This window comes from Sphingobacterium sp. MYb388, assembly GCF_037479535.1.
GTDB lineage: Bacteria > Bacteroidota > Bacteroidia > Sphingobacteriales > Sphingobacteriaceae > Sphingobacterium > Sphingobacterium anhuiense.
In genome coordinates this window covers 141,208-161,478 of the sequence record NZ_JBBGYV010000010.1, presented here as the reverse complement: position 1 = coordinate 161,478, position 20,271 = coordinate 141,208, and the positions used below count along the sequence as shown (strand labels likewise).

Annotated in this window: 14 protein-coding genes; 8 read left to right on the top strand and 6 right to left on the bottom strand. The window is 36.0% G+C overall.

Features of this window, described 5'->3' with window-relative positions; genetic code table 11:
* Positions 1–386 precede the first annotated feature (386 nt).
* The 7 genes from WH188_RS23630 (at position 387) to WH188_RS23600 (ending at position 14,392) form a co-directional block, all read left to right on the top strand.
* On the top strand, positions 387–3,488 hold the full coding sequence (locus tag WH188_RS23630) for a SusC/RagA family TonB-linked outer membrane protein (protein ID WP_132769159.1): 3,102 nt from the start codon (positions 387–389) through the stop codon (positions 3,486–3,488).
* Between the two features lie 17 nt (positions 3,489–3,505).
* On the top strand, positions 3,506–5,140 hold the full coding sequence (locus WH188_RS23625; RefSeq protein ID WP_132769157.1) for a RagB/SusD family nutrient uptake outer membrane protein: 1,635 nt from the start codon (positions 3,506–3,508) through the stop codon (positions 5,138–5,140).
* A gap of 290 nt (positions 5,141–5,430) precedes the next feature.
* The gene (locus WH188_RS23620) at positions 5,431–8,505 is read left to right on the top strand and encodes a SusC/RagA family TonB-linked outer membrane protein (protein ID WP_165905858.1); all 3,075 of its coding nucleotides are present in this window, start codon (positions 5,431–5,433) and stop codon (positions 8,503–8,505) included.
* A gap of 20 nt (positions 8,506–8,525) precedes the next feature.
* Positions 8,526–10,259, top strand: coding sequence for a RagB/SusD family nutrient uptake outer membrane protein (locus WH188_RS23615; RefSeq protein WP_168127582.1), 1,734 nt, complete (start codon positions 8,526–8,528; stop codon positions 10,257–10,259).
* Between the two features lie 428 nt (positions 10,260–10,687).
* Positions 10,688–11,989, top strand: a complete 1,302-nt coding sequence (der, locus tag WH188_RS23610; RefSeq protein WP_021188677.1) for a ribosome biogenesis GTPase Der — start codon at positions 10,688–10,690, stop codon at positions 11,987–11,989.
* Positions 11,990–12,008: 19 nt separating this feature from the next.
* Positions 12,009–13,475 (top strand): cysteine--tRNA ligase, encoded by a 1,467-nt coding sequence (gene cysS, locus WH188_RS23605; RefSeq protein WP_132769153.1) that lies wholly within the window; start codon positions 12,009–12,011, stop codon positions 13,473–13,475.
* Positions 13,476–13,507: 32 nt separating this feature from the next.
* Positions 13,508–14,392: a hypothetical protein gene (locus WH188_RS23600; RefSeq protein ID WP_021188679.1), complete on the top strand. Its 885-nt coding sequence runs from the start codon at positions 13,508–13,510 to the stop codon at positions 14,390–14,392.
* Positions 14,393–14,473: 81 nt separating this feature from the next.
* Here WH188_RS23600 and WH188_RS23595 read toward each other — a convergent pair whose 3' ends face one another.
* A complete protein-coding gene (locus WH188_RS23595; RefSeq protein WP_168127581.1) occupies positions 14,474–15,823 on the bottom strand; it encodes a peptidylprolyl isomerase in 1,350 nt (449 codons plus the stop codon).
* A gap of 360 nt (positions 15,824–16,183) precedes the next feature.
* On the opposite strand from WH188_RS23595, the gene WH188_RS23590 reads away from it, so the two are divergent.
* The gene (locus WH188_RS23590) at positions 16,184–17,278 is read left to right on the top strand and encodes a lactonase family protein (RefSeq protein WP_021191303.1); all 1,095 of its coding nucleotides are present in this window, start codon (positions 16,184–16,186) and stop codon (positions 17,276–17,278) included.
* Here WH188_RS23590 and mnhG read toward each other — a convergent pair.
* Genes mnhG through WH188_RS23565 form a run of 5 tightly spaced genes read right to left on the bottom strand, consistent with a single transcriptional unit; the run spans position 17,268 to position 20,265 of the window.
* Positions 17,268–17,660 carry a monovalent cation/H(+) antiporter subunit G gene (gene mnhG, locus WH188_RS23585; protein WP_021191304.1) on the bottom strand — a complete coding sequence of 131 codons (393 nt, stop codon included), beginning with the start codon at positions 17,658–17,660 and terminating at the stop codon, positions 17,268–17,270. The two genes, WH188_RS23590 and mnhG, sit on opposite strands and share 11 nt — an antisense overlap.
* Positions 17,653–17,928, bottom strand: a complete 276-nt coding sequence (locus WH188_RS23580) for a cation:proton antiporter (RefSeq protein ID WP_021191305.1) — start codon at positions 17,926–17,928, stop codon at positions 17,653–17,655. Before WH188_RS23580 ends, mnhG begins: the two co-directional genes overlap by 8 nt.
* Positions 17,925–18,401 (bottom strand): Na+/H+ antiporter subunit E, encoded by a 477-nt coding sequence (locus WH188_RS23575; RefSeq protein ID WP_021191306.1) that lies wholly within the window; start codon positions 18,399–18,401, stop codon positions 17,925–17,927. Before WH188_RS23575 ends, WH188_RS23580 begins: the two co-directional genes overlap by 4 nt.
* 8 nt (positions 18,402–18,409) lie before the next feature.
* Positions 18,410–19,912, bottom strand: a complete 1,503-nt coding sequence (locus tag WH188_RS23570) for a proton-conducting transporter transmembrane domain-containing protein (protein WP_132769146.1) — start codon at positions 19,910–19,912, stop codon at positions 18,410–18,412.
* Positions 19,909–20,265, bottom strand: coding sequence for a Na+/H+ antiporter subunit C (locus tag WH188_RS23565; RefSeq protein WP_021190426.1), 357 nt, complete (start codon positions 20,263–20,265; stop codon positions 19,909–19,911). The genes WH188_RS23570 and WH188_RS23565 overlap by 4 nt, the downstream gene beginning before the upstream one ends.
* Between the last annotated feature and the right edge of the window lie 6 nt (positions 20,266–20,271).

The window sequence follows — 20,271 nt, the reverse complement described above, 5'->3', positions numbered from 1 at the left end:
GATTCCCGCTACTTGGTAACCCTTTAGTCAAAAGCTAAAGGGTTTATTTTTGTCTTTTATTTTTTCCACCTCCTTCCCAATACCTATGATTTAATCCTCTAATTGTTACAAAGATTCTTTTTTAATGAATGGGATTCATTTTTCTTTATTTGAATATTATTTTCAATCTAAAGAGTTTGATAATTAGTGTTTTACTGATTATCAACCAATTTATATGTAGTACTTATTATTTTTTTAATAAAGTTGTCTAGGCAATATATGCAATCGATTGTTCGATTTTTGCTCTTTTTTTTTCAATAATATAGATTTAATATTGTGTTTACAAATAGTAAACAACTGACTTAAATACAATACAAAATCATTATTTACAATTATTAAATTAACCTATGAAAAGAAGAGCTACCATACTTTCTTGTGCTTTGTCTTTAGTTATGAGTGCAACTTTTGCACAAAAAATTAAAGTTAAGGGTAATGTTACAGATGACAAGGGAAATCAGTTGTCGGGTGTAACTATTACTGAGAAAGGTACAAGTAATGCTACGGCAACTAATGCTGCAGGAGGATTTGAATTAAATGCAGAAACAGGTAAAATACTTATTTTTAATATTGTGGGATACGAGCCCAAGGAGGTGGTTTATACCGGTGGAAATCTGAATATTTCATTAACATCTTCAAATACAGCATTAGATGAAGTTGTTATCGTAGCTTTTGGTACCCAAAAGAAAGCAAATTTAACAGGTTCTGTAGCAACAATTACCCCTAAGCAATTGGCAGATAGACCTGTAACTTCATTGCAGAATGCTTTACAAGGTATATCACCAGGCGTGACAGTCTTGAGTAGACCAGGTGAGGTAGGAAAATCTTCTAGTACGGGCGCGTCAAGTAATTCTGGAGGAATAACTGTACGTGGTAGAACTAATTTAGGTTCACCTTCGCCGATGTTTATTATTGATGGAATTCCAGCAACTAGTGCAGAATTTTCGGCATTGAGTCCAAATGATATCAATAGTATGTCCGTTCTAAAAGATGCTGCTTCTGCATCATTGTATGGTTCTCGAGCTGCTAATGGTGTTATTTTAGTAACGACTAAGCGTGGTGGCGGTGACCGAGCTGTCGTAGGTTTTAATGCAAACTACGGGTTTCAAAGTGCAACTTATTTACCAGAATATGCTGATGCTGTAGGTTATGCCGAACTGCATAATAAGGCGATGGTAAATGCGGGAAAAGCTCCTACATTTAAGCAAGATGTGATCGATAAATTTAAAAATCAAACCGATCCTGATTATTATCCTAATAATGATTGGTATAAAGAGGTCTTGAGAGGTTCCGCTCCTCAGCGTGATTTTGGATTGAATGTAAATGCTCCTGGAAAAATTACAAACTACTATCTTGGCTTAAACTATTTTGATCAAGAATCTTTAGTACCAGGACGAAAACAGGATCGTATTAATATGAAATTGAATACCAATACGACCGTTATCAAGGATTTGTTAACATTTAACACAAATGTTTCTTTTTTAAAGCAAGATTATGATCGTAATGGTAGTGCTATAAGCTGGGTTGAGATGGGTAGAGCGCTTCCTTTTACCTCAATACGTCAATCAGATGGTTCTTGGGGGTCAATCTCAAATGGAGCTGCTAACGCGACAATTGCAAAAAACAATCAATTGCGCGCCATTACTGAAGGTGGAAGGGGTAATAATAGAGATAATTATTTACAAATGGCTGCCAACGCATCTTTAACTCCGCTTAAAGGTTTATCAATTGATGGGGCTATATCTTTGAAATATACCAATACAAATTCTTTTGATTTTATAAATCGTACAGATCCTGTTATAAATTTCATTACAAAACAACCCATGGCCTCTACTGTAAATGCAATCAATGAGCTAAAGGAATTTTGGGGTAAACGTCAGGAGTTGATGTTGCAAGGAACAATTAATTATGAGCGTCGATTTGGAGATCACTATGCGAAAGCGACTGTTGGTGCTTCTGAGGAGTCAAATGTATACAGGGAAGCATTTTTAGGTAGACAAAATTTTGTTAACAACGATGCTTCTACGATTATTAACGGTAGTTCGGGCGAAATTAGTAAAGATGATAAAGGTCTTGCTAACCGCACTACTCAAGATGAGTGGGCATTGCGTTCTTTTTTTGGCCGATTTAATTATTCGTACCAAGATAAGTATCTCTTTGAAGCAAACATGAGAATGGATTACTCCTCTCGATTTGCTCCGGAAGTTCGTAGAGCAATTTTCCCATCTTTCTCTGCCGGTTGGAATATCAATAAGGAATCTTTTATGCAGGATGTGGAGTGGATTGATTTATTAAAGTTAAGAGGATCTTATGGTACATTGGGCAATCAAGATGCAGTTGCGATAGGTAATTATTATAATCTTTTGGATCGTTATTCTGCTTACAGCTTTGATGGATTAGCAGTTGATGGATTAGAGCAGCAATATGGAGCTAATAGACTTGCGCTCTGGGAAAAAGTTACGATGTCGAATATTGGATTGGACGCTACTTTTTTAGGGGGTAAGTTTAATTTAGTAGCTGATTATTTTGTTAAAAAATCGGAGGATGTACTATTAAGACCCGCAACTTTGTCTACATCGGGCTTTGATAAAGATCACACACCATATTATAATCAAGGGACTACGCAAAATAAAGGAATTGAGATTGCATTGACTTACAATGGTAAAGTAGGTGATGAATTTACATATTCGGTATCGGGAAATATCTCGAAGATTAAAAATACCATACTTTCTTTAGGTGATGTAAATGAAATCACCGACGGTTACTACATCAATCGTGTAGGCGGATCTGTTGGTGACTATTATGGTTATAAATCTGATGGATTGTTTACCAATGCGGAAGAGCTAAAGAATGTCAATTATGAAGCAATGGGAGGTACACCAAAATTAGGAGATATCCGATATGTAGATATCAATGGTGATCATAAAATTGATGCAGAGGATCGTACAATCTTAGGTAATGATGTTCCTTGGTTCAATTATGGGTTTAATTTCAGAGCTGCCTATAAAAATTTTGATATTGATGTGTTGACTTATGGAGTTGGTGGAGTTAAAACTTATTTGGATAATGAGGCTTCCTTTCCTTTCTTCAATGGTGCTAACATTAAGAAGAGCTGGTCAAACGGTTGGTCCGAAGAAAATAATGTATCGGATGCTCCATTTCCGAGAATCACATTGACAGGTGATGCTCCTCATAATTATAAAACATCAGATTTTTGGTTGTTTAGTGGTAACTATTTCAGAATTCGTGCCATTACGGTCGGATACACATTTCCTAAAGAAATGTTGAGTAATATCAAAATGTCTCAATTACGCTTCTTTGCTTCATCTAATAATCCATTTACTATTATGGCGGATAAGCGTCTTGGCGATTTTGATCCGGAAACTGGTTCGGGAAGAGCAAGTTATCCGGGTGTGAAAACAATTTCTGTTGGTTTAACCGCTAAATTTTAATTTTTAATAGAAAAGCAATGAAAAGACATATATTATATCCCTTATTAGCAACAACACTGTTATTTGGAGCCTGTTCAAAAGATTTTTTAGACCGTACACCTGTTAACAAGGTTCCGGAGGAAGAATTTTGGAGAACTGAAAATGATGTGAAATTAGCGGTAAACGCTATTTATGGAAAACTATCTGATGGTATGTATGATGATGGAGCTTCAGATTTGGTTCATGCTCAATACCCATGGGAAAGTGCTTCAACGGCAATATCATCTGGCTCGCTAGGTGCAGACATCGATGCAGGCTGGAGTTATATTCCAATCCGAACATGTAATTATTTTTTAGAAAATGTAGATAAAGCTGTCATGGATGAAACGCTTAAAGAGCGTTATAAAGCTGAAGTTCGTTTTATTCGTGCTTATCTATATATCCCTATGGTAGAGAAATTTGGAGATATTCCTTTGGTGACTAAGGTCTTGACTAAGGAAGAATCTAATGTTCCTCGCGTTGCGAAGAAGGAAGTACTTGATTTCTTGTTTAAGGAATTACAAGAAGTTTCAGCAAAATTGCCTGCGTCATACTCTTCTGAAAAGGGAAGGATTACGAAAGGTGCCGCTTTAGCTTTACAATCGCGATTATATTTGATGGAGAATAATTGGGAGGAGGCTGCACGTACAGCCAAGGAAGTAATGGGCTTAGGATATGGATTGTTTCATGCTGGTGCTGAATCAGAATTAAATAAAAAAGATAATTATGCGCAATTTGTTGATTTTGAAAATGCTGATGATGAGAAAAAGTTTCGATTAGGGCTTAGAAGTTATGAAGGTATCTTTCAGGTTGAAAATGAAGGTAACAGTGAAGTGATTTTGGATAGACAATATATTCGTGTCGCTCAATCTCAATTGAATAATACCTTACTAGGAGAAGGTGCTGTGGGCGGCTGGAGTTCTTTAACACCAACACAGAATTTAGTTGATCTTTATGTTAATTTTAAGACGGGAGAATCCATCAAGCCTGTGAGTGCTGAAGTAAGAGCTGCTAATTATGCAAAAGCGGATAAGGCTGATTTTGTGAAGGAGTTTAAAAATCGTGATCCACGTTTTTATGCCTCTATATTATTTGAGACAGCGCCTTGGAATGCTTTAACAAAAGAAGGAGGATATAAGTTTACTTGGAGCAGTGGTAAATCTAATATGTCAATAACAGGATATAATTTTAGGAAATTAGTAGATCCAACATCTAATAGAGATCAGATTGATTCTTATGCTAATGTTATCCTAATTCGTTATGCTGAAGTTTTACTTAACTACGCAGAAGCTCAAAATGAAAAATCTGGACCAGATGCAACAGTTTTTGATGCTTTGGACCAACTTCGTGTTCGTGCAGGTTTGCCTAAAGTCGATCGCGGAGCATATGGAAGTCAAGGTAAGTTAAGGGAATTAATTCGTAATGAGAGAGCTGTTGAATTGGTGTTAGAAGGCGTGCGCTATTATGATATTCGTCGTTGGAAAACCGCTCCTGATGTAATGAAAAATATTTACGATGTAAAAAATGGGCTAGCTCAAGAGCGAGTTTGGAATGATAGATTATATCTAATGCCTGTTCCGCAAAGCCAAATTGATTTATCTTATGGAGTTTTGAAACAGAACACAGGTTATTAATTTATTTTAACCCGATTAATAAAAGCAGGTATCTCTATAAATACCTGCTTTTATTGTTTATTGTGATATAATAGCCGAGCAGTTATTTCATTATGAAGAAGTTTGTATAAGCGCTATGATTGGGTAGTTTCTGAGATAACTATATTTTAGTTTTCATAACAATCGTTTGCGTGAATTTATGCAATCGATTTCGTTACATATTAAATTTATATTAAGTAATCTTTACGCTATTTTGCACTGTATAAATTATGATAATTAACTAATATACTGATTATCTTGAAATTAAGTTTATGAATAAAAGATTTACAAAACCTTTTTTTACGACTAAATTTTACCCGATTACATCTGCCTTAATGTTTGCTCTTGTAGCTCCAAATATGGTGATGGCAAATGATTATGGTAATTTGATTAGCGTAACAAGTAATAGTATGCAACAGAAAGTTTCTGGTACTGTTACATCAAGTACGGGCCCATTAAGCGGAGTGACTATTTCTGTGAAAGAAAAACCTACTCTTGCGACTTCAACTGATGCTAATGGTCGCTATTCTCTTCAAGTTGAAGTTGGTCAAACTTTGATTTTTTCAGCCATTGGATTTAACAAAACTGAAAAACTAGTGGAAGGTGCATTTTTAAATGTGCAGTTACAAGAGTCCAATCAAGCACTTGAAGAAGTTGTAGTTGTAGGTTATGGCACTCAAAAGAAAGAGAGTCTAACAGGAGCGCTACAAGTTGTAAAGGGTGATCAATTGAGAGGTACAACTTCTCCGAATGTGGAGAATATGTTAAATGGAAAAGCTGCTGGTGTTTATGTTGCCCCCGGATCGGGTCAGCCAGGTGCAAAAGGAGGAGTCGTGATTCGTGGTCAAGCTACTTTAAGTGGTACAACTAGTCCGCTCTGGGTCGTAGATGGTGTAATTCTTGGATCTAGTGCTGGAGATTTAAATCCAGATGATATCGCAACATTAACAATTTTGAAAGACGCAGCTTCCACTGCTATTTATGGTTCTCAAGGCGCAAATGGTGTAGTTGTCGTAACGACTAAGAACCCATCTGCAAGCGGCACTTCAATCAGTTTTTCTACAAAAATGGGATTCAATCAGCTTACCAATGGTAATATGAAAATGATGAACGGTGCAGAATTGTATGATTACTATGCTTCTTTTGCTAACCAAAGTGCAATCAAATTTCCACGTTGGAATGCAGATTTAAGAGATAGCAATTTTGACTGGTGGAAAGTAGCTACTCAGCAAGGATTTACGCAAAATCATAATGTTTCGATTCAAAGTGGTACGGAGAAGTTGCAGTCTTACTTGTCATTAGGTTATTATAATGAAGTAGGTGCTGTAAAAGGTTATGAATACGATCGTTATAACTTCCGTATGAATACAGTTTATAAGCCTACCACATGGTTGACTGTTAAACCAACATTGGTGGGGGCACGTCGTGGAGTTGAAGATAGACAGTATTCTACAACTGCTATGTATTCAAATTTCCCTTGGGACAGTCCATATGATGCTAATGGTAACTTGGTTGGTCACCGTTCAAGTAGCTGGGTAAATAGTGCGAGTACAAACTACCTTTACGATTTACAATGGGATCATAGCGCCAACACAAATTATGAATTCAGTGGTAATATGGACTTTGATATCAAGTTCACGAATTGGCTAACATTTTCGTCTGTTAATAACTACCGCTATAACACGTATAGTGCTGCTGGTTATACTGATCCACGCTCTAATGGTGGAGAAAGTGTAAAAGGACGTTTAACCGATTATCGTTCGGAATATGCACGACGTTACACCAGCCAAATATTAAAATTCAATAAATCTTGGGGCAAGCATGCTGTGAACGCATTAGCAGCATATGAATTCAATGATTATTGGTCTAAGACATTAGATGTATATGGAACTGGATTTATTCCAGGATTTGAAGTGCTTGATGTTGTTTCTCGACCAGAAAGAACTAAAGGAGCGATCAATGAATGGGCTGTTCAATCTTTCTTGTCTAATGCAAACTATGCTTACGATGGTAAATATTTAGGACAATTGTCTTTCCGTCGTGATGGCGCTTCTAACTTTGGTGACAATGCGAAATACGGAAATTTCTTCTCTGTGAGTGGAGGATGGAATATCAATCGCGAGAATTGGTTCAATGCCTCATGGGTTGATAATTTAAAAGTTCGTGCTTCTTATGGTTCTGTCGGTAACCGCCCTAGTGAGTTGTATCCACAATATAGCTTATATTCTGTATCATCATCATCCGGATATAATGAGACTTCGGGCGCTTTGATTTATCGGATTGGAAACAAGAATCTGACGTGGGAGCGTACGTTTACTACAGGGGCAGGATTTGATGCATCGATGTTCAGTAATCGTGCTCGTGTAAGTTTTGACTACTATGATAAAAAAACCGATAATATCTTATATAATGTGCCAATTAGTGGATTAACTGGAGTTACTTCTGTGTATAAGAATATCGGTAAGATGCAAAATAGAGGTATTGAGCTTACTTTAGGTGGAGATATCATTCGAAAAAATGACTTTACGTGGAGTCTGGATATCAATATTGGTCACAATAAAAATAAACTGACACAATTGATTAAGAGTAAGGATGCTAGTGGAAATGACGTTGTTAGACCACTTATCATTGGTGATGGTTTAGGCATCGCTGGTTCTGCTAATCGTGTTTTAGAACCTGGTTTACCTGTTGATACCTATTATATGCCGATATGGGCTGGAGTGAATGTAGAGACAGGTGCTCCCGAATGGTATAAAGTTGAAACCGATCAAGATGGTAATCAAACTCAAGTAAAGACCTCTAATTATTCTGCAGCAACATTACAGAAAGCAGGAAAAGCATCGCCAGATCTATTTGGAGGATTCAATACTGGAATAACTTATAAGCAATTTGATTTAAATGCTTCGTTTGGCTATTCAATTGGTGGAAAAATCTATAACTATTCTCGTCAAGAATACGATTCGGATGGAACATATACAGATAGAAATCAAATGAAATTGCAAGATGGCTGGAACCGTTGGGAAAAACCGGGAGATATAGCAACACATCCTATTGCGAAATACAATAATAACGATAAAGGAAATTCTACTTCAACTCGTTATTTAGAAGATGGTGATTTTTTAAGGTTGCGTTCTTTAACCTTAGGATATAATTTGAAATTGGAACAGTATAAATTGAAAAATGTTCGTTTGTTCTTTACGGGGGAGAACTTGTTTACCATTACAAATTACTCAGGTGTAGATCCTGAAATGTCTGTGAATGATTCAGGTGCTATATTGGGTTCTGCAGGACCTGCTATTTATCCTGCTACACGTAAATTTATGTTTGGTCTTAATGTGACATTTTAGTTAAAAGAGGAAAAAATTTTATGAAAAAGATATTATTTGTATTATTAGCAGCTGCTAGCTTTACGTCATGTAATATAGATAGGTTACCCCATAACTTAATGGATTCGGATGTTATTGCGAATAATCCAGACGCGATGATCAATGGTGCTTATGCACAATTAAAAGCATGGTCAGACCCGATGCATCGCGCAGGGGAATATGCAGGAGATAATATGATGATTAGGGGTGCCTCAACGGATGCATTTTATGAGTTTATTTCTTATGCACGTACTCCGAATAACGGACGTTTGTCTGAATTTTGGAATGCAGGTTATAAGGCAATTGCTCAATCTTCCAATGTGATGAAAATTATAAAAGAGGGAGAAAGTGCTGAAAAAGACAATCAATTAGGAGAATGTTACTATATCCGCGGGATGATGTATTTCTATTTGGTTCGTGCATATGGACGTCCTTATTATCAAAATCCAGAAACAAATCTAGGTTTGCCTATTGTAAATGGTACACCGGATGATGTATTTGATAATTTACATTTACCAGACCGTTCAACTGTTAAAGAAACTTATGCGCAAGCGATAAGCGATCTGAAGAAAGCGGAGTCTTTGTTGACAATTAATAAAGGTAATATTTATGCTTCTAAGGGAGCAGCTCAAGCGATGTTATCCCGTGTTTATCTATATATGAGTGGTACATATCAATCACCCAATGCAGAATATGCAAGATTGTCTGTTGAGTATGCGGATAAGGTAATCAACTCTGGATCTTATTCATTGTTGGAAAGAGAGCGATTTATGAAATATAATACGTTCACACCAGAAAATAATAACGAGACTATTTTCGCAGTTAAAAGAGTAGCATCTGAATTTTCGGGTGATGATCATTATTATGGTATTGGTGGTATGTATTCCAATATTGGAGGTATGGGCTGGGGTGAGATGTATGCAAGTGCTAAATACATTGATTTATTGAATGAAACCGGTCGTAACGATTGGCGTCCAGATAATTACCGCATCGTTGATGCTCGAGCATCTTTTATAGAACCTACTTATGCAAAAGATGAAAAAACAGGTAAGTATTCTGAAGTGTTTCGTTTTGTAAAAGAAGATGGAGTGAGTACGTTAAACTATGCTCAATTTGTTATTGAACGAGCTGGAAATGCAATCAATGCTGTAGAAGTAATCCCAGAAACGAAAACGGAGAAGGAGAAAAGAATATCATATGCATTAACTGTAATTGATGCAGGTCAGGGAATTTATAGCTTGAAATATAAAGATGGTAAAACCTACAAAGGAGTTCTCGATTACTATATTTCCTTGAACCGTGTATATCCTCAGTTTTACATCACCAAATGTTCTAAAGAAGGTGAAAATTCGCAATTACATTCACCTGTCATCAGCAGGTTAGGAGAGGTTTATCTCAATAGAGCAGAAGCACAAGCAAAACTAGGTAATTACAGTGCAGCTTTAGCGGATTTAAATAAAATAAGAACCCGCTCAATTACGAATGGTGCTTATTCATCTTTAAATGCTTCAAATGCAAGTAAATTAATTGATAAAGAGCGTGAATTGGAATTAGCATTTCAAGCAGAACGTAGCTATGATGTATTTCGTAACGGTGAAGCCTTGACGCGTCAATATCCGGGACCGCACAATCAGTCAGAGGTTATTGCTCCGACAGACTTTCGTGTAGTATACTTTATACCACAGTCTGCGATTAATTCTTACCCTGGTGTATTAACACAAAATCCAACTCAATAGTTTAAGTTTAGATTTTGATGAATAAAGTAATGGCTTTGCAATTTTGCAAAGCCATTTTTTATGTTTAATAATTATGATTGCTAGAATTTTCGCGAAAACGATTTTATGAATTAGAATAAATGAAATTTAGTGTTTTAGAACACCCCAGCTATTTGGGACTTTTTTTATTGAATCCCTTTTAGGATACTTTTTGGTAAGCTTATATTCTTTTAATTGAATTTCAATTAAAAGAATACTTACGGACTGATAGCAAGTTTGTTTGATAGTCTTAGCTCAGTTGTAAAATATGATAATAAAAATCTTATTGTTTACGATAAGATTAGATTGATTTTCAAAAATACCAGGTATATTATGTAACTTTGCCCACTGAGTTAAATTGTATTTAAATAAGTTGCCGTGAGGTAACGAGAATAATATATAGTAAAAATATGGCAAATATTGTTGCAATTGTAGGTCGTCCAAATGTTGGGAAATCCACGCTTTTTAATCGTCTGACGGAGAGTAGAAAAGCTATTGTTGATGACTTTAGTGGAGTGACGCGCGACCGTCACTATGAAACGGCAGAATGGATTGGGAAAAAGTTTACAGTAATTGATACTGGTGGGTTTGTACATGGATCGGATGATGTTTTTGAAGAAGCAATTCGTGACCAGGTTCATATCGCAATAGAAGAAGCATCAGCGATCATTTTTATGGTTGATGTAACAACAGGTATTACGGATTTAGATGATGAGATCGCAGATCTTTTGAGAAGAAGTTCTAAACCGGTATATGTTGCTGCAAATAAAGTTGACCACGCTAAATTACACCATGACTCTGCAGAGTTTTATGCTTTTGGTTTAGGTGAAATTTATAATGTTTCTTCCGCTACAGGATCGGGGACAGGGGAATTATTAGATGCTGTAGTTTCAACTTTTGAAGACGAAGAAGAAGATGATACCACATTAGCGAAATATACAATCGTAGGTCGTCCGAACGTAGGTAAATCTTCTTTAACAAATGCTTTATTAGGTGTTGATCGTAATATTGTAACACCTGTTGCAGGTACGACACGCGATTCGATTCGTATTCATTATAAGCAATTTGGACATGAGTTCTTATTGATTGATACAGCAGGTTTGAGACGTAAATCTAAGGTAAACGAAGATATTGAGTTTTACTCTGTGATGCGTACAATCAAGGCATTAGAGGATTCTGATGTTGTCCTTTTAATGTTAGATGCAAATGATGGTATTGAAGCACAGGATATCAATATTTTTCATTTGGCAGAAAAAAATAGAAAAGGTATTGTAATTATTGTCAATAAATGGGATACCATTGAAAAAGACAATAAAACGATGAAAGAGTTTGAAGCTCGAATTAAAGAGAAAATCGCTCCTTTTACAGATATACCGATTGTCTTTACTTCGGTCACTGAAAAACAACGTATTTTCAAAGCGCTAGAAGTAGCAGCAAAAGTTTATGAGAATAAAACGAAAAAAATACCTACTTCAAAATTGAACGAAGTGATGTTGCAGGTGATTGAGAATTATCCTCCACCAGCTTTAAAGGGTAAATATATCAAGGTAAAATACGTAACGCAATTACCAGGACGTACACCTATGTTTGCATTCTTCTGTAACTTACCACAGTATGTAAAAGATCCGTACAAACGTTATATCGAAAATAAATTACGTGAGCACTTCGATTTTGAAGGTGTTCCAATTCAAATATATTTTAGACAAAAATAGAAACAGCTATTTTCTAGACATGGAAAACAATCTTCATTTATACAATACGTTAACACGTAAGAAAGAAAAATTCCAACCATTACATCCCTCTTTGGTAGGGATGTATGTTTGTGGGCCTACTGTATACAGTGATGTTCACTTAGGAAATTGTCGGACTTTTGTGTCATTTGATTTGATATTTCGTTATTTAAAACATCTCGGATTTAAAGTTCGTTATGTACGTAATATTACCGATGCAGGCCATTTGGAAGGGGATAATGATGAAGGTGATGATAAGTTTGCTAAAAAGGCAAAATTGGAGCAATTGGAACCGATGGAGATTGTTCAAAAATATACTCTTGGTTTCCACGATGTGCTTCGTCTTTTTAATACTTTACCTCCAAGTATAGAACCGACCGCTACAGGACATATTTCTGAGCAGATTGAAATGGTCCAAAAGATCATTGCTAATGGCTATGCTTATGAAGTAGATGGGACTGTATATTTTGATGTAGAGAAATATGTGAAAGATTACGATTATACTATTCTGACTAATCGTAAGCTGGAAGATATGTTGAATAATACACGTGAGCTTGGTGGCCAAGATGAAAAACATGGCCGTCTGGATTTTGCATTATGGATCAAAGCTAAGCCAGAACATATTATGCGCTGGCCTTCACCTTGGAGTGTTGGATTTCCGGGTTGGCATATTGAATGTTCGGCGATGAGCCGTAAATATTTAGGCGATCAGTTTGATATTCATGGTGGAGGTATGGATCTGGCAGCAACGCATCATACAAACGAAATAGCTCAGTCTGAAGCATGTAATCATACTGCACCTGCCAAATATTGGATGCATACCAATATGTTAACGGTAAATGGAGCACGTATGTCTAAATCTTCAGGAAATGGCTTTTTACCTCATCAGTTGTTTACCGGTGATCATCCTTTGTTGGAACGTGGATATTCACCTATGGCTGTTCGTTTCTTTATGTTACAAGCGCATTATAGAAGCACATTGGATTTCTCAAATGAGGCACTTGATGCTGCAGATAAAGGGTTCAAGCGTCTTATGACAGCGGTAAATCTATTGGATAAGCTGAAACCTTCAAAAGGTAAGTCTGCTGTTGATGTAGCTGATTTACGTGCGAAATGTTATGCTGCCATGGATGATGATTTCAATAGCCCTATCTTAATTGCAGAATTGTTTGAAGTCGTTCGTTCGATTAATTCTATTTACGATGGAAAAGCAGCTATCAGTGCTGCTGATCTAGAAGAGTTAAGAGCATTTGTACAACATTTTATTTTTGATATTCTAGGCTTGCAAGATGATCAATTATCGAGCACTGATAATGTGGATGAAATCATGGCTATTGTGATCAAATTACGTGATGGAGCTAAGCAAAATAAAGATTTTGCTACATCTGATCGTATTCGTGAGGAACTTAATGCTATCGGTATTCAATTAAAAGATAGCAAAGATGGAACGCTTTGGAATAAGATTTGATAGTTAGTGTCCAATTAAAATAAAGACATTACATGAATATATGGAATAAAATGTCGGCAATAGTTTTCATGAGTGCCTTTTCAGCACAAGTGTATGCACAGGTTCCCGATAAAGTAGGTAGTTTAATCAATGCCGACAAAGAGGCTGCGTTGATTTCTAAGACAACTACTCCGCATCAGGCTTTTCTGTCGATTGTCGATAAAGAGTCTAAATTTTTTGTTCCTTCCGAGGTCAATGCTTTAGATTATCTTAATAATAGGCCGAATATACCCGATGTACTAACTTGGGAACCAGCGCTAGCGATGGTTTCAAAAAGTCAAGAATTTGGGGTTACTACTGGTTCGATGGAATTTCAGAAAGTAGGAGCGAGAAAACGTTTTGGGCAGTACTTAACCGTCTGGAAAAGAAATAAAAAAGGTAAGTGGCTGGTGGATATTCGTGCTGAAGTTGAAAATTTTGGCAATAAGGAAAATTCTGAACTGGAGTTTTATGAACCTAGTGAAGCTTGGTATTTGAAGCACCGTTCTCAGGTACGTTTAGATCAACGTAAAGAGATTGTTTTTGAAACCGATAAGCTTTTGTCAACGGTTCTTAAGGCTGATAATCAAGCGGGTTATAAAGAGTTTTTGAATGAAGATGCAAGATTTCTTTTTCCTTGGATACAACCAATAGAAGGTAAAAAAGAAATATTAGCATATTTAAAGAAATCTCGTATTAATATTCTAACTACTCCTGAAAAAGTAGGTAGAGCATATAGCGGTGAGTATGCTTATTCATTCGGTACTGCAACTGTCAATATTAAGGATAAGGTCGTTAAATACAATTATATCCGTATTTGGAAGTTGAGTGAACTCGCGAAGGACGATGTATCTAAAGCAAATTGGAATATACTTGTAGAAATGATGTTTGAAAGATAATATTTTTTCACATTATTTATAAAATAGAAAGGGCTTCAAAATTAATTTTGAAGCCCTTTCTATTTTATCTTATCAGATCAACTATTTTTTAGAGATCCAAACTTTAAGTTCATTACAGTCTTTAAAGTCATCGGCAATATTGATATATGTGTTCTCTCTCTTAGATTCAAACCAGGTATTCAATTTGCGGTTTACTTTATCTTGACGTGCAGCTTCTTTGATTTTCACAAAATCCTCATCTAAGTTTGCTTTATGAGGAGCAATACGTGATTTTAAATAATTGAATCGTAGACCAATTTCACCTGTACGATCTGTAAATTGTGCCGGTTTAGAATATTCTCCAGGTTTTAATGGATCTATAGCTTGAAATACAGAAGCTTCCAATTTATCTACAGGTATTAATGTTGAACGGGTTTCTCCCTCTTGGTTAAGAACCATTCCACCATTAAATTTTGATTCTTCACTGTCAGAGTTTGTCGTTGCAGCATGATAAAAATCTAATTTTCCTGTTGTCACTAAGTTGTAGATGCTATCCATCTTTGCTTGTGTGCGTTCAATACTAGCAGCTGTTGGTTTAAACTTAATCAAAATATGTCTAACATGTACTTCTTCCCCACGTCTTTCTAACACTTGTAAAAAGTGGAAACCATATTTTGTTTCAAAAACAGGAGAAACATCACCCGCTTTTAATTTAAAAGCCATTGCTGCAAATTCCTTAACCCAATTATCACGTGTATTGAAACCTAAATCTCCACCATAAGGAGCAGATCCATCTTCAGAATATAAACGTGCAACTGTACCAAAATCAGAACCATCTGTAACCTGTTTGCGAAGTCCCTCTGCCTTTGCTTTAAACTCAGCTTTCTCTTCAACAGTTAGTTTAGGGAACATAACAATTTCACCAATTTCTACTTCTGTATTAAAATAAGGTAGGCTATCGGTATTCAGTCCTTCATAATAGCGTTTTACCTCAATAGGTGTAACGTCTACTTTTTGAACAATATTCTGACGCATTTTATTTGCTTTCAATTGCTCATATATACTAGGACGCATATCTTCTTTGTATTGCAACAGAGATCTATTTAAGAATTTTTCTAATCTTTCTTGACCACCTGCTTGTTGAGACATATAGCGTAGTCGGCTGTTTAGGTTATCATCAACTTCAGTTTCGCCCACTTCGATGGAGTCAATTACCGCCTGCTGAGAAAGTAATTTCTGTGTTAACAGCTGTTGCAGCATTTCACATTTGAAATCTGCATTTGGTTTATTACCACCTGAAAGATATTGCGCATACTGCATATCAACATCTGATTGTAAAATAATACCAGATCCTACTGTCGCAACTACTCGATCGATAACTTGTTTTTGAGCAAATACTGTTTGTGCTGTCACAAATACCAATAATAGCAACGTATATAAGTTTTTTTTCATTAGAATAATATGTCTTTTAATGGTGATGAAGCTATCATGAGCTGGTTACTACTCGCGGTTTGTAAGCTATTATAAGCCCATGATGGTTTCATTCGTGGAATGTAATTTAAATGCTTTTTAAAAATATAACTGTTCAAACTTAAAGTTCTGAAAGCTTGCACAAAATTATTAGAATATATTAATTATTCTTAATTTTATTTGAATATTATTTCCGAGGTCTTATCCCGTTTATATGCTTATTATGAATAATAACATATTGAACGGCTCTGGAACAGCTAAAATAAGTATTTACAAGGTAGTAAAAGTAGTTTTAACCAAATTTAACACTACATTTTCCCACAAAATTTTAATTTTGAAATCATGAAAAAAATTATACTTTTTATTTTGACCTGTTTTCCTTTTTTTGGTTGGTCGCAAAACATTTCCATGTTTGTAGGTACTTATACCTCTAACACCGAAAGTAAAGGAATCTATGCATTTGATTTTAATGTAAAAACGGGTGAAATAGCGCTAGTATCGACCACTCCATTAGTGGATCCCTCTTTTCTAGCTCGAAAGGATAATATTTTATATGCCGTTAGTGAGCAGGGAAATAATAAAGGAAGTTTAACTGCGTATTCTTATAACAAAGGTAAATTTACAATCTTAAATACAGTTCCTACAAAAGGAGATGCGCCCTGTCATGTTTCGGTGAGTCCTTATAAAAACCTGATCACAGCTTCTAATTATAGTGGTGGCTCTTTTGTACTATACGGATTAGAACCCAATGGTGTTATCGGTAATCTAAAAGATTTTGTTCAACATGAAGGTAAAGGCGTTGACAAAGCTAGACAAGAAGGCCCTCATGTACATTCTGCGTTTTTCTCAAAAAAAGGAAATGAACTTTTTGTACAAGATTTAGGTCTAGATCAAATTTCGATTTATAAATTAATTGATCCAAAATCAAAGGATGTTAAATTGGGTACAGATCCTGCGGAAGTATTCTCTTCAGCAGGTGGTGGTCCTCGACATATTGCCTTTGATAAGAAAGAAAAGCATATGTATGTCGTACTCGAAATGACAGCAGACATTGCTGTATACAAACGGGATGGACAAGATTGGTTATTTGATCAATCTGTTAATATTAATCCTGATGGGTTTACAGGGAAAAATGGTGCCGCTGATATCAAAGTATCTCCGGACGGAAAATTTCTGTATGCATCAAACAGAGGTGATGCTAATACCATTGGAATTTTCGCTATTGCTAAAGACGGAAAATTGACCAAAGTAGCAAATCAGAGTACATCTGGAAAAGGACCGCGCAATTTTAATTTTAGCCCTGACGGTAAATTCCTATTGGTAGCCAATCAAACGAGTAACGAAATTATCACTTTTAGCAGGGATGAAAAAACAGGACTTCTAAAAGAGACTGGAAAACCACTTCGTGTTCCTGCTCCAGTTTGTATTATTTTTTAGTGATATCATCTGTTGATGAAGAGTCGTCAGAATTACTTTTTAATTCATGTGTCTCTTCATCATACATACCCTCTAATTCATCTGTGATTGTCCCTTTCCACAATTTAATGCCCGTTATATAGGCAACCCTTCCAATCATATGCGCCGCAACCGGAGCTGTTAGTACTAGAAAGAACGCGATTGCGATTGTTTTTGTTGTGACGGAGACGTCAGGAAAGACAATTGCGGCACAAAGCAAAAGCAAACCAACACCTAGAGTTGCAGCTTTAACCGTAACAGAAAGGCGTAAATAAAAGTCAGGCATTCTAAGGATGCCAATGGAAGCGAAGAGAATCGCTAAGGCGCCGATGGTACTCAGCACTGCAATAATAATATCAGTCATTATAGTCTTGTTTTTCTAAATAATAGGCAAAGGCAATTGTTCCTAAAAAGGCAATTAGGGCAAGTATCATGGCCACGTCAAGAAAAATTTCTTGAGATGTCGTGATACTATAGACAGTAATAATCCCAATACCTGTGGTAATGATTAGATCTAGAGCAATAACCCTATCGGCCACATCCGGTCCTTTGAAAAGACGTATAAATGTAATTACTGTTGACAAAATTAATATGGGCAGAATCACATAATCTAAATATTCAGTTAAGCTCATCTCAAAATTTCTAAAAGTTTGCGTTCAACATTGTTTTTCAACTCTGTCATGAATTTTTGTTTATCATGTAGGTACATGACATGGATATATAAAATCTTTTTGTCTTCGCTGATATCCAGAATTAATGTTCCCGGTGTTAGTGAGATAAAGGTAGAAAGTAAGTTGATCTCAAAATCAGACTTAGCATCCATCTTGTATTTCACAATTCCAGGTTTAAAAAAATACTTAGGTGTGATCACGTCGTAAGCAACCTGTAGATTAGCTATAATCATTTGATACAAGAAGAAAAAGAGAAAGCTAATCGTTTTCGGGACACGGTAAAAATAACGCTGATCAACTTCATTTCGGTTCATGACCCATAGAATGAAGAAACCAAGTAAGAAGCCAAAAAGAAAATTCGTATAATACATTGAACCTGTTAATGCTACCCAAATAAAAGAAAGCAGCAGGTTCATTAAAAACTGTTTGATCATATTTTACTTTATTTGCCTAATACTGCTTGAATATAAGGTTTGGTGTTTAACATTTCTGATGATATGCGGTCCGCTACCTGAATGATACTTTCTGCATTGAGTCCGATATATAAAGAACTAGCTGCAAGTATACAGATCGGTAAAATCAATGCGACCTTTCGAATACCTATCAGGTCTTTAAATTTGTCCTCAATTGCATCGGGGTCTTGTGGTTTTTTCCAAAATACTTCCGACCAAAATTTTGCGAGTACAAATAAAGTCATGAAGCTACCTAGTATAAGTGCTCCTGCATAAAAGTAATGTCCTGTTTGAAAGGCACCCTGCAATAAATATATTTTTGGCCAAAATCCGGATAATGGTGGTATACCAGCCAGTGAAAACAGTACTATGGCAATCAGCAATGAAATTTTTGGATATTCAGCATACAATCCACCCAGTTTTTTCATATCCATAGATCCTCTCATTTGACGGATCAATCCGGCGATTAAGAAGATGTTCGTTTTAACCATGATATCATGAATTAAATAAAATACGGCACCGAGAATTGCCAACTTGCTATAAATACCTAATCCCCCTATCATAAATCCGATATGGCATACGATGAGGTAAGAAAATAGCCGTCTTATATTGGTCTTGATCAATACACCGAATGCTCCTGTTAAAATGGTCAAAATTGCCAATATGACCAACAGATTCCGAATAAATTCATTAGGAATGAAAATTAAGGTAAAGACCCGGAATAAGGCATATATACCTACCTTAGTGAGTAGCCCACCAAATATAGCTGCTACAGCAGAAGGAGGTGTGTGATAGGATGATGGCAACCAGAAGTAAAGAGGGAAAATCGCAGACTTGATGCCAAATCCAATTAAAAAGAAAGTAGCAGTAATATCAACTATTGCACGGTTTTCAATCTTGGGAACGATGAGTGCTAGATCGGCCATATTTAAAGACCCCGATATACCATAAAGAATACCGATTCCAGTTAAGAAGAAAGTAGAAGCGAGTATATTCATCGCCATATACTTTACAGCGCCCTCTAATTGTGCTTTCCGACCTCCCAGGGTCATTAATACAAAGGATGAAATAATAATAACTTCAAAAAACACGTAAAGATTGAAAATATCTCCGGTTAAAAATGCACCATTTAATCCCATCACTAAAAAGTGGAAGATAGGGAAGTAACCGTAGAGTATACGTTGCCGGCCGATACCTGTTGCAGAGAAAATAGATACTGCTAAAGTCGCTATCGCTGTGAGCAGAACTAAGGTGGAGCTTAGTAAATCTGCTACAAATACAATTCCGAAAGGAGCCTCCCAATTGGCCGCATGCATAATGAGTATGTCTCCATTAAATACTTTAGCAAATAATTTGATGGCAAAAATTAAACTTATGAAACTGCCGCCAATGCTGAGGATACGTTGTGGACCTGTTTTTCTCCAAAAACCTAACTGTATGATTGCAGTAAATAAATGTACAAGTACTGTTGCTATAATTTGATTATCAATCATATATCTTCGTCTTCGGGTGTGTTTAAGTTGTCTAGATCGTCCGTGTTAATTAGTGCATAAACACGTTTTAATAGTACAATAGCAAAGGAAGTTAAGCCGAAGCTAATGACAATTGCGGTTAAAATTAATGCTTGAGGTATTGGATCTGCATATATATCTTGAAAGACTTTCAATCCATCTCTAATGATCGGCGGTTTTCCTTTGGTGATATTACCCAAGAGAAATATCAAAATATTGGTGCCGTTTCCAAGTAGCATAATTCCTAGAAGTAGTTTAACCATACTTCTTCTTAAAATAAGATATATGCCTGTCGCATATAATACGCCTATGAGTAAAATAAGTAGTATTTCCATTGCAAT